Source organism: Sediminicola luteus (genome assembly GCF_040566555.1).
GTDB lineage: Bacteria > Bacteroidota > Bacteroidia > Flavobacteriales > Flavobacteriaceae > Sediminicola.
Genome location: NZ_JBEWYP010000006.1, coordinates 143,026 through 157,656, shown reverse-complemented (window position 1 = coordinate 157,656; position 14,631 = coordinate 143,026). Strand labels below are relative to the sequence as shown.

Below are 14,631 nucleotides of genomic sequence, written 5' to 3'. Positions count from 1 at the left end.
GTTATATTTGCAAACTTTTGGGATTTATGAGGATATTTTTTGTTGTAATTCTAGTAATGCTATTTGGTCAACTGAGCGCACAAACCTACGAAGTGGGTATTTTTGCGGGAGGGGCCAATAACATAGGCGATGTTGGGAGAACCAACTATATTTTGCCTTCTGGTCCGGCGTTTGGAGGATTGTTCAAATGGAATAAAAGCAAAAGGTATGCATGGCGTGCAAGTGCCATATATGGAAAATTTACGGCAGATGATTTTAAATCGGATATGCCCTCGAGACAAAATAGGGGATATGTGATGGATAATTCCCTTTTAGAAGTGTCCGCCGGATTGGAGTTTAATTTTGTGGAATATAATTTACACCGATTAGGGCCTGCGTTTACGCCTTATCTATACACTGGGCTTACCTATTTTAGGTATGACTATGCCTATTTTGATGCTGGACAGTTGCAGGAGATTGAAGGAGGACAACGAGATGGGTCTTTTGCCATTCCCATGACGGTCGGGGCTAAACTCAGAATTAACCAGTTTTTAATTTTGGGAGCGGAAATAGGAGGTAGATATACCTTTACGGATAATTTGGATGGCAGTAACCCTGTAGGGTCCAATTATGAGCAGTTTAAATTTGGGAATGTTTTTAGTGATGATTGGTACGTTTTTTCAGGAATGACCCTGACCTATACCTTTGGTAGGAAACCGTGTCGTGATTGCTTTGAGTAAAATGGGATGATGAACACTATAGAAGATATCAACAATCAAAATTTGCCGGCGCATTTGGCCATTATCATGGACGGTAATGGAAGGTGGGCCAAAAAACAGGGGAAATTGCGTGTTTTTGGTCATGAGAATGGCGTGAAGACTGTAAGGGAAACTGTGGAAAATTGTGCGAAGATCGGTATTGGATATCTTACCCTATATACTTTTTCTACAGAAAACTGGAACAGGCCAAAGCTGGAAGTGGATACCTTGATGAAAATTTTGGTCTCTTCTCTTAAGAAAGAATTGAAAACCCTCCATAAAAACAACATCCGTTTAAACGCGATCGGCAATATAGACTCCTTGCCCAAAAAGGCCAATAAGGAGTTGAAGGAAGTGATGGAAAAAACATCGGAAAACTCTGGAATGACCCTAACTTTGGCACTGAGCTATGGTGCAAGGGAAGAAATCAGAAATGCCGTGGAGCAAATAAGTATCAAAGTTAAAAATAATATAATTTCTCCTGAAAAGATTGATGAAACGATTATAAATAACCATCTTTACACGCATAATTTGCCTGATGTAGATCTCCTAATAAGGACTAGCGGAGAGCGTAGAATAAGCAATTTTTTACTTTGGCAGATTGCATATGCCGAATTATATTTTATTGATGTATTTTGGCCCGATTTTAAAGAGCATCATTTGGTAGAGGCCATTATAAATTACCAAAACAGAGAACGAAGATTTGGAAAAACTAGCGAACAACTTAACTAGCGATATGAAAAAGTTCATATCCTTTGAACTTTTAACAACAATCCTACTACTTTTTTTTACCACTATAACCACCGCGCAGGACACGTCCTATGAGGATGGTAAAAAGTATATTTTAGGGGGTCTGGAAGTAACGGGCCTACAAAGTTACAACGAGCAAACGGTAAAAACCTATACAGGACTAAGGGAGGGGCAGCCCATCACTATCCCTGGAGAGGAAATAAGCGCCATCATCAATAAGTTGTGGGGCTTGGAACTTTTTAGTGATATCTCCTTCTATATTACCAATATCGAAGACGATAAGATATTCCTTGAACTTAATATTCTGGAACGCCCAACCTTATCTGAAGTCACCGTTTATGGTGTGAAGAAAAGGAAGGTAGAAGATATCATTAAGGATACTGATCTTAAAAAGGGTAAAAAGATTACCGAGAGTTTAATCGCCAATACCAAAAACTACCTTCAGAACAAGTACAAGAAGCAGGGATACCTGAACACCAAAGTGACCATTGCAACCGCCACCGATACCGTGGGAAGCAATACCCAGAAAATGGTGATCAATATCAAAAAAGGCGACAAGGTAAAGATCAAGGATATTGAGTTTGAAGGGAATGAACAGCTTTCCGATAAAAAACTGGCCAAATCCCTAAAGAATACCAAGCAAAAGAAGTTTTATCGCTTCTGGAAAAAATCGAAATATATTCAGGCCGACTATAAGGAAGATTTAACATCCTTGATTGAGAAATATGCCGAAAACGGATTTAGGGATGCCAGGGTGATTTCTGATACCCTTGTTAAGGTAGATGAAAACAACGTCAACCTAAAGATCAAGGTAGAAGAAGGGAATAAGTACTACTTTGGGGAAATAGATTTTGTTGGAAATACCGTATACTCGGATCGTGTGTTGAGCCAAGTTATCGGAATTAAAAAAGGGGATACCTATAATGGGGTATTGCTTAAAAAACGTATTGCAGACGACAGTAAGCCAGACGGACAAGATATAACCAACCTGTACCAAAACAATGGGTACCTGTTCTCCAGTGTGAACCCAGTGGAAGTATCTGCACAGAACGACACCATTAATTTTGAGATCCGAATCATTGAAGGAAAGGAAACTTTCTTGAACCATGTAACGGTAGAAGGGAATGACAAGACCAATGACCACGTAATCTTTAGGGAGCTAAGGACGCGTCCAGGACAGAAATACAGTAAGGACAATATCATCCGTAGTATTCGTGAATTGGGCCAATTGGGCTTCTTTGATGCTGAAAATATTAAGCCAGACATTATCAACCCAAACCCTAACGATGGTACGGTAGATATCAACTATAGTTTGGTTGAGTCTGGATCTAGCCAGATAGAATTGCAAGGTGGTTACGGTGGGGGTGGCTTCATCGGTACTTTGGGATTATCCTTTAGCAACTTCTCATTAAGGAATATATTTAATGGGGAAGCCTATAAGCCCGTGCCTATGGGTGACGGACAGACCATGGCCCTGCGTTTACAGGCCAGTAGGACCTTTAGGGTGTATAGCCTTAACTTTTCCGAACCTTGGTTGGGAGGTAAAAAACCAGTGCGTTTCAACATGTCCCTTTCTAGGACACAGCAGTTTCAGTACGATTTTGTGAATAGGGATATAGATAAGGATAGGCAGTTTTCCATAACAGGTGTTTCTGTAGGGTTGGCAAAACGTCTACAGTGGCCAGACGATTTTTTTACCGTCTCCCACTCCCTAGGGTATCAATTGTATAATTTCCAGGATTACAATATTGGCTTGTTCAATTTTGGTAATGGAAAATCTAATTCCTTGGCATATACCTTTGGAATATCACGTAAATCTTCAGGTCCTAATCCGATCTTCCCAATGGGAGGTTCAAATTTTGAGATCACGGCCAAGTTCACTCCGCCTTATTCCTTATTTAACGGGAAGGATTACAGCCAATTGAACCAGGATGAGCAAACGGCAATAGAAAATAGGGATTTGGAAGCTTTAGAAGATGTAGACCGTGAACGATTTAAATGGCAAGAATTTTATAAGGTTAACTTTAAAGGAGATTGGTACACTAATCTCGTAGACAAACTGGTGTTGCGTTCCAATGCTGAATTTGGTTTCCTAGGTAATTACAATAGCGACATTGGTAACGTTCCTTTTGAGCGTTTCTTTGTTGGAGGTGATGGTTTGGGTAACTTTACTTTGGACGGTAGGGATGTAGTACAGTTGAGAGGGTATGAGAACCAATCCTTAACGCCGTACAGCATAAACCCAGCAACGGGTAGGCAAGAGCAAGATGGGGGCGTTGTATACAACAAGTTCTCTTTGGAGCTAAGGTATCCGTTGACATTGAAGCCGTCGGCTTCTATATACGGACTGGCCTTTTTGGAAGGTGGTAACTCCTTTAATAGTTTTAGTGAGTTCGATCCATTTCAAATTAAAAGATCGGCAGGGGTAGGATTGCGTATCTTTATGCCAGCCTTTGGTCTTTTGGGAATAGATTTTGGTTACGGGTTTGATTCAGATAATATCCCTGGTTCTGTTGGTCCTAGCGGATGGCAGACACACTTTATTATCGGGCAGCAATTCTAGGAATCCTATGAACTTTCCCATGCGTGTTAAAACAAGAAATATATTCATTTTAAATTATTTACTTATTTTGGCACGATATTTTCTATATACTAAAAAGTAAACAGGATGAAAACGAAAGTTCTTTTAATCATAACAGCTGTATTCTTTTCAACAGCCATTTTTGCCCAACGCGGGGTAAGGATAGCATATGTAGATATGGAGTACATCCTGGAAAATGTAGAGGAGTACCGAGATGCAAATGCGCAGTTGGAAACCAAGGTCCAGAAATGGAAAGTGGAGATAGAACAGAAGCAGAGTGTGGTGGAACAGATGAAGAAGGACTTGATGGCAGAAAAAGTGCTGTTGACCAATGAACTGATAGCTGAGCGGGAGGAAGAAATACAGGTGCTGGAAAACGAAATGTTTCAATACCAACAAGATCGCTTTGGGCCGCAGGGAGATTTGGTCCTTCAAAAGCGAAGATTGATACAGCCCATCCAAGATCAGGTATTTAATGAGGTACAGAAGATTGGAGCCAATAAAAAATATGATTTTATTTTTGATAGTTCTGCAGATGTTGTAATGTTGTATTCCGAAAAAAGGCACGATATCAGTGACTTGGTGCTTAGGGGTATAGCTAGGACTAGAAAAATAAGCAAGCCCTTAAAAGGTAATAATATCCAAAGTCGTTTGGATGCTTTTGAAGGTGACGAGGAGCCAGATGAGGAAGTGATATCCGAGGAGCTCCAAGAACGAATAGAAAAAGCTGGAGCTGCCCAAGAAGCGAGGGAAAAAAGCGCTGAGGAAAAAAGAGCAGAACAGCTAAAATTAAGGGAAGAGCGTAAAAAGGCATACGAGGCAAGGCGTAACAAATTGCTGGAAGAACGCGAGGCCCAGCGAAAAGCTAAACTAGAAGAAAGAAAAGAAGGCGAAGTAAAAAAGGACACGGTCAACTGAGAATTGGAACTTCGCAGAAATTTGAAACCATTAATTTAACACGTAAATAGTAATTAAAATCATGAAACACTTAAAGAAAATAGCAGTAGCGATTGTATTGTTTGTAGGAGCTACTAGTTTTGTTAATGCTCAGAGCAAGGTAGCACATATCAATGTGGAACAACTATTGTCTCAGATGCCAGAAATGAAAAAGGCGCAAGCAGAATTAAAAAAATTACAGGAAACTTATAGAGCGGATATCGAAAGCTCTATGACCGAATTGAAAAATAAATACACCCAATATTCTAACGAATCTGCTTCTAAGACTCCAGAAGAGAACGAAAAGAGAGCTTTGGAATTACAAGGATTCGATAAGAATATTAAGGAAGCCGAGCAAGCAGCTTACCAAGAATTGCAAAAGAAGCAAGGGGAGCTAATGGGTCCTATCACTGAGAAAGCTAAAGTAGCCATTGAGAAGGTTGCCGCTACTCTTGGATATGACTATGTGATCGATGCAACCCAAGGTGGTGGCTTGATCGTAGCTAAAGGTAAAGATCTATTGCCTGATGTAAAGAAGCAATTGGGCTTCTAAGAAATTAGAATTTTAGTTTAAGGGAAACCACACAAGCAATTGTGTGGTTTCTTGTTTTTAGGGGTTTAAGGAATTGGAATGCCTAGATGATAATTTATATAAATTCCTATGGGTATTAGCGTGTAACTTCATACTTTTAATTGCAGAATGAACAATATGGACAACAGGCCGATCGGCATTTTTGATTCGGGTATTGGCGGTACTTCGGTTTGGAGGGAAATTGAAAAATTACTTCCCAATGAGGATACCATTTATTTGGCAGACAGTAAAAATGCCCCTTACGGGGAGCGGTCAAAAGCAGAAATTCTTCAGTTGAGCATAAAGAATATCGAGTTTTTGCTGGCCAGAGATTGTAAGCTTATCGTTGTGGCCTGTAACACGGCGACCACCAATGCCATCTCCTATGTACGGGAACATTATTCTATCCCGTTTATCGGTACCGAACCTGCCATAAAACCGGCGGCATTACGATCCAAATCTAAAACTGTGGGGGTATTGGCCACCAAAGGAACTTTGTCCAGCGAACTCTTTTTTACCACTTCACAAAATCATGCAGGAGGTATCAACAAAATAGTGCAGGTAGGAACCGGCCTGGTACCTTTAATAGAAGCGGGAAAGGTGCATGCTCCCGAAACAAAAGAATTATTGCAAAAGTACTTGGAACCCATGTTGGCTGAAGGAATGGATTATTTGGTACTTGGTTGTACCCATTATCCGTATTTGATCCCGGTGCTAAAAGAAATGATACCGGCTCACGTGGAGATTTTAGATTCCGGTGCGGCCATCGCAAAGCAGACCATGGCAATATTGAAGGAGAATAACCTCTCGGCCCCTCCTGTAAAAAAAGGGAGCCATCTGTTTTACACCAATGCAAATCCGGACATCTTAGCCAGTTTTCTGACCGATGTGGAGGCCCAGTACAAAACGGCTTATCTGGATTTTTAGTTTTCCTTTTTGATAAAGGTCCTATAGGTGAAATCTACCGCATGTTTTTCATCCTTCCCGTGATATTCTTCACGGACCAATTTCCAATTGGAAGGATCGATCTCAGGAAAAAAGGCATCGGCCTCATAGTCCCCATGTACCCTGGTGACTTCTAGGATGTCGCAATAGGGCATGGCCAAGCTATAGATTTCCCCACCCCCAATTACAAAAGATAGGTCTTCGTTTTCAACTAAAGCCAAGGCGTCCGATAGGGAGTGGACAATGGTGCAATTGGGATGTTCAACATGATAGCCTTTATCTCTGGTGATGATGATATGGTGTCTGTTGGGCAAAGGTTTTGGAAAGCTTTCAAAGGTCTTTCTTCCCATGATGATCTTGTGCCCGGTGGTCAGCTGTTTAAAGCGTTTAAAATCGTCCGGGAGGTGCCAAAGGAGATCATTGTCCTTGCCCAGGGCGTTGTTATCCGCAACAGCGGCTATTATGGTAATTTTTCCCACGAATCTTTTTTTTGGTTGATGTTGGACAAAGGAAAATCGGTCTCTATTTCCTTCTGGATTTCAGCGATGCGTCGTTTTTGTTTTTCAACTAATTTTTCACGTTGCTTGCGTTCCCATTCGAGGCCCATGAACTTTCTGGAAAATAGCACGTTTACGGCATGGATCACAAAAAGAAAGGCCCAAAAAGTAATGGCCCATATGAACCAATCGTAGGCTTCGCCATACTTCAAGATTTTGTTGATCAATACTAGAAACACACTTCCTATAAGAAAGATGATAAAATGGTTATAAAGCCTTTTTTTTACCTTGATCCTTTCTTGGGCATGCTCCAATAGCTCGTGCTGATCTGTGTCTATTTTTGATGTAGTTTTATTTCTGGAAAACATGGAATAAGTATCTTTACCTACAAAGATAAGCCAATTACTAATTATCATTTCGGTTCCATATGCAAAAGATTATAAAGCAGTTTCCTGTCCTTAGCCAATATGTTTATGCCAATACCGCTGCCTCAGGGTTGCTGTACGACGATCTGCTGGACTGGCGCCAAGAACACGATCTAGATTTTTTGATAGAAGGGAGTATCATGAAGGCGAAGTCACACAAATTGCTGGGAAATACCCGTAAAACAGTCGGACAATTTTTTGGATGTGATCCTTCCAATGTGGCCTTGATCCCAAATTTTTCTATCGGAATAAACTTGTTGCTCGAGGGCTTGCCCAAGGAACATAAGGTCTTATTGATAGAAGGGGATTACCCGTCACTTAATTGGCCTTTCGAAAATAGGGGGTATGACATTTCCACAATTGCCTTGGATGAACATTTGGAGCAGAATATACTTCAGACAGTAAAAACCAAAGGAATTACGGTGCTGGCCTTAAGTCTGGTGCAGTGGCTGAACGGCATTAAAATTGATCTTGAGTTTTTAAAGACCTTGAAGAAGGACTTTCCAGAACTGATCATTATTGCCGATGGGACCCAATATTGCGGTACGGAGAGTTTTAACTTTGGGGAATCTGGGATAGACATCCTCGGTGCCAGTGGCTATAAATGGCTATTGGCCGGGTATGGCAATGGGTTTATGTTGTTTAAAGATGGTGTAAAAAATGTATTCTCTCCCAAGTCAGTCGGATTCAATTCCACCACTTTAGATCTTTCGGCAAAGGATGCCGTTTCTTTTAACAAGCATTTTGAGCCAGGCCATTTGGATACCTTGAATTTTGGCAGCCTTAAATTTTCGCTTGACTTTCTTTCCAAAATAGGGATGGACACCATTTCGGGCCACCTTAAGACCTTATCGGAATTTGCAAAAGGCGAATTGACCACTTTGGGCCTTTTGGACGAGGCTGTTGTGAACAGAACAAGTCACAGCACCATTTTCAATATAAAAGGGGGAGACAAGCTTTTTCAAAAATTGACAGAGAATGATGTTCTCTGCGCACAAAGAGGAGGAGGCATCCGCCTAAGTTTTCATATCTATAATACAGAAAAGGACATCCAAAAAATAGTAAAGCTTCTAAAATCAACTATTTAACCATTAGGTACATCAGAATTTAATCGACACTTTTTTGTCGATGTTAATCAAAAGGCCCCATAATATTATCAAATTGATAAATATGATGTAAATCATTGTGGGCGAGCTTATTAATCCGTTTTTTTGCGCTATAATTTAATAACAGAATTATGGCAATAGCTAAACAATACCTTAAGACAAAACCAGTTTGTAAAGTAACTTTCACTGTTCCTGCAGAGGGCGCTAAAAAAGTTGCTGTTGTAGGTGATTTCAATGATTGGGATCCAAAGAAAAATGTACTGAAAAAATTAAAGAACGGAACTTTTAAGGGTACGTTTGATTTACCTGTAGAAAATACATACGAGTTTAAGTATTTGATAGATGGTAATTACGCTACCGAAGCTGAAGCCGATGGTTTCAAGTGGAATGAGTTTGCTGGGACAGAGAATCCTATTTTAGCACTATAAAAAATTAAAATTGGAAGGTCACCATTGATTTAATTTTCAATGGTGACTCCTTTCCAAAATGCTACGTGGCCTTTAATTGTTTTGGCCAATTCGCTTACCTCTGGATAGTACCAGGCCGCATCCTTGTTTTCTTCCCCATCTACTTCTAGGGAATAATAAGATGCCTTGCCTTTCCATGCACATGTGGTATGTGTGGAACTGGGTTTAAAGTATTGTTTCTTAATGCTGTCCGCAGGGAAATAATGATTGTTTTCCACTACCACCGTGTGGTCACTTTCTGCTATTACGGTATTGTTCCAAATTGCTTTCATCTTCTATATTTTTTTAAAGGCATAGTTCTTATAGTACTTGTTTTCATCTGAAAATTGTGCTACAATCTTCAGTCCTGCTTCTTTGGCCAGCCATGAGACCACCTCGTCATCATATTTTTGGGATATTTCCGTATGTATTGTTTCCCAAGGCTTCAAGGTAATGGTCAAGTCCAGCTCTTTAATCGTAACGGTCTGTTCTTTTTTAGAGACCAAAAAGCTTTTAGCTGTTCCAGTTTCGGGATCATATGTTTCCCAATGGAGGAAGTTGTCCGTTACAAAGTCACCCTTTAATTCTGTATTTATACGCACTAATATATTCTTATTAAATGCCTCCGTAATTCCCGCTTCGTCATTGTAGGCATCCAATATAGTCTGTGGATTTTTCTTCTGGTCGAACCCAACAAAAAATATGTCATCCGCTTTCATAGATGCCTGAACCTGTTTTAAAAAAGTTACGGCCTGTGGGTGCAACAGATTTCCGACATTGGAGCCTAGAAAGAGTATTACTTTCTTTATATCCCTAATGGAGTTGATGGTTTCCAAAGTTTCAAGATAAGTGCCTTGTAAGGGTTCTGTTTTTAAGGAAGGGATTTCATTTTGGAGAGATTTTTCCAGTTGATCCAAAGCATTTTGACTAATATCAATTGGCAGATATTTGAAATCCAACTTGTGTTCTGCCAGATATTTAAGCAGAATTTTGGTCTTTTTCCCATCCCCGGCCCCCAATTCAATGAGATTGAAGCTATTTGAGCCTTCGGAAAATAGGGCAGAAATGTCTTCCTTATGATGTTCCAGGATATTGTATTCACAATCTGTCAGGTAATATTCTGGCATAGTCATGATATCTTGGAATATCTTGTCGCCCTTAGCGTCATAAAAATATTTAGAGGATAAATATTTTGGGTTCGCCGTTAATCCGGCATACACTTCTTCCTCAAATTGGGACATCGTTATGGTGCGGGTATTCTTGTGCATATTTATTTTGTCGAAATTATTTTGCCAACCTTAATCCTGTGTACTGCCACCGGGCCGAAGGTGGGAAAAAATTACGGTATGTTGGTCTTGTATGCTTGTTGGGAGTAGCGATAGAAGCTCCCCTGAGAACTTTCTGGCTTACCATGAACTTACCGTTGTATTCTCCTAAGGCTCCATCAGCTTTTTGGTAATTGGGATAGGGTAAATAGGCGCTCTCGGTCCATTCCCAACGCTTGCCCCATGAGAATTGCCCTTGTGCCGCTTCCCACTCAAATTCGGTAGGGAGTCGCAACCCTTTCCATAGTGCAAAAGCAAAGGCTTCGTAATAGGAGAGGTGGGTAACTGGGGCTTTTGGGTCAATTTTTTGCAATCCTTCCAAAGAGTAGTACTGCCAGGAGCCTTCTACTTGGTACCAATAAAGGGGAGCTTTTATCAGATCGGTATTCACCCAATGCCATCCTTCGGCATGCCAGAATTCAAAATGTTCATATCCCCCGGCATTCATAAATTCCAGGTATTCTTCATTCGTTACCAATGTGCTGGAGATTTGATAGGAATGGAGGTATACTTTATGGCGTCCCAATTCATTGTCATAGCAAAATTGGTCAGAATTATGTCCAATTTCGTAGATGCCCTCGTCCATTTCTATCCATTCCTGGGAAGCACTTTCATGCGGGTGTTCACTGTAGGTGTTGGCGTAGGGTGGAAGTAAGGGATTGTTGCCCAAAATATACTTGATATCCGTGAGCAATAATTCTTGGTGTTGCTTTTCATGGTGGATCCCAATCTCCAATACTGCTTCCAATTTTGGATCTATGGGCTCTTCAAACAAGCTTACCACAGCTGCAGTCACATAGCTGCGGTATTCATAGACTTTCTCTACAGAAGGCCTGGAAAGGTTCCCGCGATCTGAGCGAACAACCCTTTTTCCTACGGATTCGTAATAACTATTGAAAACAAAAGAAAAGTCGGTATCAAAAACCTGATAGCCTTTTTTATATTTTTTTAGGATGAATTCCTCAAAAAACCACGTGCTGTGGCCTAAATGCCACTTTGGAGGAGAAACATCCGCCATTGGCTGCACCACATAGTCCTCTATCTCCAAGGGAGCGCATATGCTTTCGGTATGTTTTCTGGTTTCTATAAAGAAATCCAAGAGTGTTTGGGTAAGTATCATCAATCTTGGGTTAATACTTATAAAGATACTTAATTTATCTTTTTTCGTTTTAACCCTAACGTGACAAGGATTAACCTAAACCGCTACTGCTCCTTTGATATGAGGATGTGGATTGTAATCTTCCAAGGTGAAGTCCTCAAACTTAAAATCGAAGATGTCTTTCACCTCAGGATTCAGAACCATCTTAGGTAAGGGTCTTGGTTCTCTGCTCAGTTGTAATTCTACCTGCTCCAAGTGGTTGTTGTAGATATGGGCGTCTCCAAAAGTGTGAATAAATTCCCCTGGTTGAAGATCGCATACCTGGGCCATCATCAATGTGAACAAGGCGTAGGAGGCTATATTGAAAGGCACCCCTAAAAAGATATCCGCGCTGCGTTGGTACAATTGACAGGAAAGCTTGCCGTCGGCCACATAGAACTGAAAAAATGCATGGCATGGAGGTAATGCGGCTTTTCCGTTGGCCACATTCTCGGCAAAAGAAACCGAGGTGTCTGGCAATACGCTTGGATTCCAAGCGGTAACCATCATTCGGCGGCTGTTGGGGTTATTTTTTAAGGAGGTGACCACTTCCTTGATCTGGTCAATCTCTTCCCCGTTCCAATTTCGCCATTGATACCCGTAAACCGGACCTAGATTTCCATTGTCATCGGCCCATTCGTTCCAGATGCGCACCCCATTTTCTTGCAGGTAGGTAACGTTGGTATCCCCTTTTAAAAACCAGAGCAATTCGTGTACAATGGATTTTAAATGTAGTTTTTTGGTAGTGACCATTGGAAACCCTTCACTGAGATCAAATCGCATCTGATGGCCAAAAACACTAATGGTTCCTGTTCCCGTGCGGTCCCCTTTTTGGTTTCCTGATGCTAATACGTGTCGGAGTAAATCGTGGTATTGTTTCATGGGTCGCTAAACTTTTTTCCACAACCAAAGGCGTGGGGATATATGCTACGAAAATAAACAAAGGGGTAAAAAGTTGCCGTAATTCTAGATTCCTATTTATAAAAACTTATCAACTAGGATCGGATTTTTTAATAAATAGTGCCGTTATCCTAGGATCATTCCAGCAATGGTTGCCGAGAGCAAAGAAGCCAAAGATCCACCTAAAACAGCCTTTAGGCCAAATTCGGATAAGGTCTTCCTTTGGTTTGGTGCCAAGGAGCCTATCCCTCCAATTTGAATCCCTATAGAGGCAAAATTTGCAAAGCCACAGAGCATATAAGTGGCCATAATAACGGATTTGTTATAGGCCAGATGGGTGCCGTTGACCACATCTTTTAGTTCTGCCAACTGGATATAGCCAATAAATTCACTAGCGGCCAATTTTATTCCCAATAACTGTCCCATCAGGGAAATGTCCTCATTCGCAACCCCTATCAACCACATTAATGGGGAGAATACGGTCCCTAAGATAGCTTCCAGCGATAGTTGATCATAGGATGAATTAGCTGCAATCCAGCTATTGATGGTGGTTACATCTCCAATCCAGCCAAAGATACCGTTCAACATGGCAATAAAAGCAACAAAGACAAGGAGCATGGCTCCTACGTTAACGGCCAATTTTAGCCCTTCCGTGGTTCCGTTCGCGATGGCGTCCAGAATATTGGATCCTATTTTTTCTGTAGAAACAACTACGTCGGTAGACACCTTCTCCGTCTGCGGATATAATATCTTAGAAATAACGATAGCTCCTGGTGCAGCCATTACGGATGCCGCCAATAGATGTTTGGCAAATTGAAGTCTTAAAAGTTCATCGCTCCCGCCCAAAAATCCAATATAGGCCGCCAATACTGCCCCAGCCACAGTGGCCATTCCACCTATCATGACCAATAACATTTCGGACTTGGTCATTTTTTCCAAATACGCTTTGATGAGCAAGGGGGCTTCTGTTTGTCCCAAGAATATATTTCCGGCCACAGAAAGGCTTTCGGCACCGGAGATACCCAGTGTTTTTGACAACAGCCATGCCAGGGCCTTTACGATTTTTTGAATGATTCCAAGGTAAAACAGCACAGAGGTAAGTGCTGAAAAGAAGATAATAGTAGGTAGAACCTGAAAGGCAAAAATAAACCCAAAAGTATCCATGTCGACTACAAGTCCCTCGAATAAAAACTTACTTCCTGCATTGGTAAATTGCAATATACTTACGAAAACTTGTCCTATTTTTTCAAATATCATTTGGATAAATGGTACCTGTAGGACCCCAACAGCGATCAAAAGCTGAATGGAAAGTCCTATTCCAACGGTTTTCCAATTGATGGCCTTTCTGTTTGAACTAAAAAGCACGGCTATTAAAATAAGGACGATCATCCCTAATAGTCCCCTTAATAAACCTTGGGTCGTAAACCCTTCGTTAGGAGCAATTTCGGTAGAAGTAGCTAATAGTGATGAAGTGTTATCCTCAGCTATTGGGGTAACTACTTGCTGTATGGTGTCGGTAAGTGCTGGTTCTTGTGCAAAGGAGGAGAAAATGGTCAGGCATATTGATAGGGTAATCAAGAAGCTATATTTCATAAAATCGTATTTGTTTAGCGCTGACGTTTAGAAATCTCGTCCCTTAATTTTGCAGCTTTTTCGTAGTCTTCATTAGCAACTGCCTTATCCAATTCTTGATGTAATTCCTCTAACGATAATTCTTTGTACGCATCAGATGCGCCGCTGTCTATTTCTACGGTTTCACCTTCCTGTAATATTTCATCTACCATGATGCTGTCTGTACTCTCGTCTTCTTTATCCTTGTCCTTGGAGGAGAATTTTAAGAAAATTCCAGCTTTGTCCAAGATCGTCTTGTAGGTAAATATAGGGGCATTAAAACGCAGTGCCAGGGCAATGGCATCGCTGGTTCTGGCGTCTATAATTTCTTCGATTTTATCTCGTTCACAGATGATACTGGAATAGAAAACACCATCGACCAATTTGTGAATGATCACTTGTTTGACGATGATTTCGAATCTGTCTGCAAAATTCTTGAACAGATCGTGGGTAAGGGGTCTTGGAGGTTTTATTTCCTTTTCCAAGGCTATGGCGATGGATTGTGCCTCAAAGGCACCAATTACTATAGGTAGTTTGCGATCCCCGTCAACTTCATTCAATATAAGGGCATACGCGCCATTTTGTGTTTGGCTGTACGAAATCCCTTTTATTTTTAATCTAACTAAACTCATATCCTTAAATAAACAAAAAAAGGCTGTTAAA

16 protein-coding genes are annotated in these 14,631 nt (G+C 40.9%); 8 read left to right on the top strand and 8 right to left on the bottom strand.

Annotation, left to right across the window (positions count from 1 at the left end; translation table 11 throughout):
- Nucleotides 1-26: 26 nt before the first annotated feature.
- The 6 genes from porG (at nt 27) to murI (ending at nt 6,502) form a co-directional block, all read left to right on the top strand.
- A complete protein-coding gene (gene porG, locus ABXZ32_RS11600) occupies nt 27-719 on the top strand; it encodes a type IX secretion system protein PorG (RefSeq protein ID WP_354618839.1) in 693 nt (230 codons plus the stop codon).
- Between the two features lie 9 nt (nt 720-728).
- Nucleotides 729-1,469: an isoprenyl transferase gene (locus tag ABXZ32_RS11595; protein WP_354618838.1), complete on the top strand. Its 741-nt coding sequence runs from the start codon at nt 729-731 to the stop codon at nt 1,467-1,469.
- A gap of 4 nt (nt 1,470-1,473) precedes the next feature.
- Entirely contained in the window at nt 1,474-4,050 is a 2,577-nt protein-coding gene (locus ABXZ32_RS11590) for a BamA/OMP85 family outer membrane protein (protein ID WP_354618837.1), read from the top strand.
- Nucleotides 4,051-4,155: 105 nt separating this feature from the next.
- The gene (locus tag ABXZ32_RS11585) at nt 4,156-4,986 is read left to right on the top strand and encodes an OmpH family outer membrane protein (RefSeq protein ID WP_354618836.1); all 831 of its coding nucleotides are present in this window, start codon (nt 4,156-4,158) and stop codon (nt 4,984-4,986) included.
- A gap of 61 nt (nt 4,987-5,047) precedes the next feature.
- Complete coding sequence (locus ABXZ32_RS11580; protein ID WP_062058312.1) at nt 5,048-5,557, top strand: OmpH family outer membrane protein; 510 nt, start codon at nt 5,048-5,050, stop codon at nt 5,555-5,557.
- A gap of 156 nt (nt 5,558-5,713) precedes the next feature.
- Nucleotides 5,714-6,502: a glutamate racemase gene (murI, locus tag ABXZ32_RS11575; protein ID WP_354618896.1), complete on the top strand. Its 789-nt coding sequence runs from the start codon at nt 5,714-5,716 to the stop codon at nt 6,500-6,502.
- Here the strand turns inward: murI and ABXZ32_RS11570 are convergent.
- Nucleotides 6,499-6,999, bottom strand: a complete 501-nt coding sequence (locus tag ABXZ32_RS11570; RefSeq protein ID WP_354618835.1) for a dihydrofolate reductase — start codon at nt 6,997-6,999, stop codon at nt 6,499-6,501. The two genes, murI and ABXZ32_RS11570, sit on opposite strands and share 4 nt — an antisense overlap.
- A complete protein-coding gene (locus ABXZ32_RS11565) occupies nt 6,981-7,385 on the bottom strand; it encodes a 2TM domain-containing protein (protein ID WP_354618834.1) in 405 nt (134 codons plus the stop codon). Before ABXZ32_RS11565 ends, ABXZ32_RS11570 begins: the two co-directional genes overlap by 19 nt.
- 59 nt (nt 7,386-7,444) lie before the next feature.
- Here ABXZ32_RS11565 and ABXZ32_RS11560 point away from each other — a divergent pair, with 59 nt between their 5' ends.
- Both ABXZ32_RS11560 and ABXZ32_RS11555 read left to right on the top strand, forming a co-directional pair.
- A complete protein-coding gene (locus ABXZ32_RS11560; protein WP_354618833.1) occupies nt 7,445-8,530 on the top strand; it encodes an aminotransferase class V-fold PLP-dependent enzyme in 1,086 nt (361 codons plus the stop codon).
- A gap of 149 nt (nt 8,531-8,679) precedes the next feature.
- The gene (locus ABXZ32_RS11555) at nt 8,680-8,976 is read left to right on the top strand and encodes an isoamylase early set domain-containing protein (RefSeq protein WP_062058321.1); all 297 of its coding nucleotides are present in this window, start codon (nt 8,680-8,682) and stop codon (nt 8,974-8,976) included.
- 29 nt (nt 8,977-9,005) lie between these two features.
- Here ABXZ32_RS11555 and ABXZ32_RS11550 read toward each other — a convergent pair whose 3' ends face one another.
- From ABXZ32_RS11550 to ABXZ32_RS11525, 6 genes are all read right to left on the bottom strand, one after another.
- Nucleotides 9,006-9,287 carry a DUF427 domain-containing protein gene (locus tag ABXZ32_RS11550; RefSeq protein ID WP_354618832.1) on the bottom strand — a complete coding sequence of 94 codons (282 nt, stop codon included), beginning with the start codon at nt 9,285-9,287 and terminating at the stop codon, nt 9,006-9,008.
- Between the two features lie 3 nt (nt 9,288-9,290).
- Nucleotides 9,291-10,262, bottom strand: coding sequence for an L-histidine N(alpha)-methyltransferase (locus ABXZ32_RS11545; protein WP_354618831.1), 972 nt, complete (start codon nt 10,260-10,262; stop codon nt 9,291-9,293).
- A gap of 16 nt (nt 10,263-10,278) precedes the next feature.
- Nucleotides 10,279-11,439 carry an ergothioneine biosynthesis protein EgtB gene (gene egtB / locus ABXZ32_RS11540; protein ID WP_354618830.1) on the bottom strand — a complete coding sequence of 387 codons (1,161 nt, stop codon included), beginning with the start codon at nt 11,437-11,439 and terminating at the stop codon, nt 10,279-10,281.
- A gap of 75 nt (nt 11,440-11,514) precedes the next feature.
- Nucleotides 11,515-12,339: a thymidylate synthase gene (locus ABXZ32_RS11535; protein ID WP_354618829.1), complete on the bottom strand. Its 825-nt coding sequence runs from the start codon at nt 12,337-12,339 to the stop codon at nt 11,515-11,517.
- 144 nt (nt 12,340-12,483) lie between these two features.
- Nucleotides 12,484-13,950, bottom strand: a complete 1,467-nt coding sequence (locus ABXZ32_RS11530; protein WP_354618828.1) for a NupC/NupG family nucleoside CNT transporter — start codon at nt 13,948-13,950, stop codon at nt 12,484-12,486.
- A 14-nt stretch (nt 13,951-13,964) separates the two neighbouring features.
- Nucleotides 13,965-14,600: a bifunctional nuclease family protein gene (locus tag ABXZ32_RS11525; RefSeq protein ID WP_354618827.1), complete on the bottom strand. Its 636-nt coding sequence runs from the start codon at nt 14,598-14,600 to the stop codon at nt 13,965-13,967.
- Nucleotides 14,601-14,631: the final 31 nt, after the last annotated feature.

What these genes read in the sequence shown, in the direction of transcription:
- ABXZ32_RS11595 (WP_354618838.1), top strand. Translation starts at nt 729, where the DNA reads ATGAACACTATAGAAGATATCAACAATCAAAATTTGCCGGCGCATTTG.
- ABXZ32_RS11550 (WP_354618832.1), bottom strand. Translation starts at nt 9,287, where the DNA reads ATGAAAGCAATTTGGAACAATACCGTAATAGCAGAAAGTGACCACACG.
- porG (WP_354618839.1), top strand. Translation starts at nt 27, where the DNA reads ATGAGGATATTTTTTGTTGTAATTCTAGTAATGCTATTTGGTCAACTG.
- ABXZ32_RS11585 (WP_354618836.1), top strand. Translation starts at nt 4,156, where the DNA reads ATGAAAACGAAAGTTCTTTTAATCATAACAGCTGTATTCTTTTCAACA.
- ABXZ32_RS11580 (WP_062058312.1), top strand. Translation starts at nt 5,048, where the DNA reads ATGAAACACTTAAAGAAAATAGCAGTAGCGATTGTATTGTTTGTAGGA.
- ABXZ32_RS11530 (WP_354618828.1), bottom strand. Translation starts at nt 13,950, where the DNA reads ATGAAATATAGCTTCTTGATTACCCTATCAATATGCCTGACCATTTTC.
- ABXZ32_RS11555 (WP_062058321.1), top strand. Translation starts at nt 8,680, where the DNA reads ATGGCAATAGCTAAACAATACCTTAAGACAAAACCAGTTTGTAAAGTA.
- ABXZ32_RS11535 (WP_354618829.1), bottom strand. Translation starts at nt 12,339, where the DNA reads ATGAAACAATACCACGATTTACTCCGACACGTATTAGCATCAGGAAAC.
- ABXZ32_RS11545 (WP_354618831.1), bottom strand. Translation starts at nt 10,262, where the DNA reads ATGCACAAGAATACCCGCACCATAACGATGTCCCAATTTGAGGAAGAA.
- murI (WP_354618896.1), top strand. Translation starts at nt 5,714, where the DNA reads ATGGACAACAGGCCGATCGGCATTTTTGATTCGGGTATTGGCGGTACT.
- ABXZ32_RS11560 (WP_354618833.1), top strand. Translation starts at nt 7,445, where the DNA reads ATGCAAAAGATTATAAAGCAGTTTCCTGTCCTTAGCCAATATGTTTAT.
- egtB (WP_354618830.1), bottom strand. Translation starts at nt 11,439, where the DNA reads ATGATACTTACCCAAACACTCTTGGATTTCTTTATAGAAACCAGAAAA.
- ABXZ32_RS11565 (WP_354618834.1), bottom strand. Translation starts at nt 7,385, where the DNA reads ATGTTTTCCAGAAATAAAACTACATCAAAAATAGACACAGATCAGCAC.
- ABXZ32_RS11525 (WP_354618827.1), bottom strand. Translation starts at nt 14,600, where the DNA reads ATGAGTTTAGTTAGATTAAAAATAAAAGGGATTTCGTACAGCCAAACA.
- ABXZ32_RS11590 (WP_354618837.1), top strand. Translation starts at nt 1,474, where the DNA reads ATGAAAAAGTTCATATCCTTTGAACTTTTAACAACAATCCTACTACTT.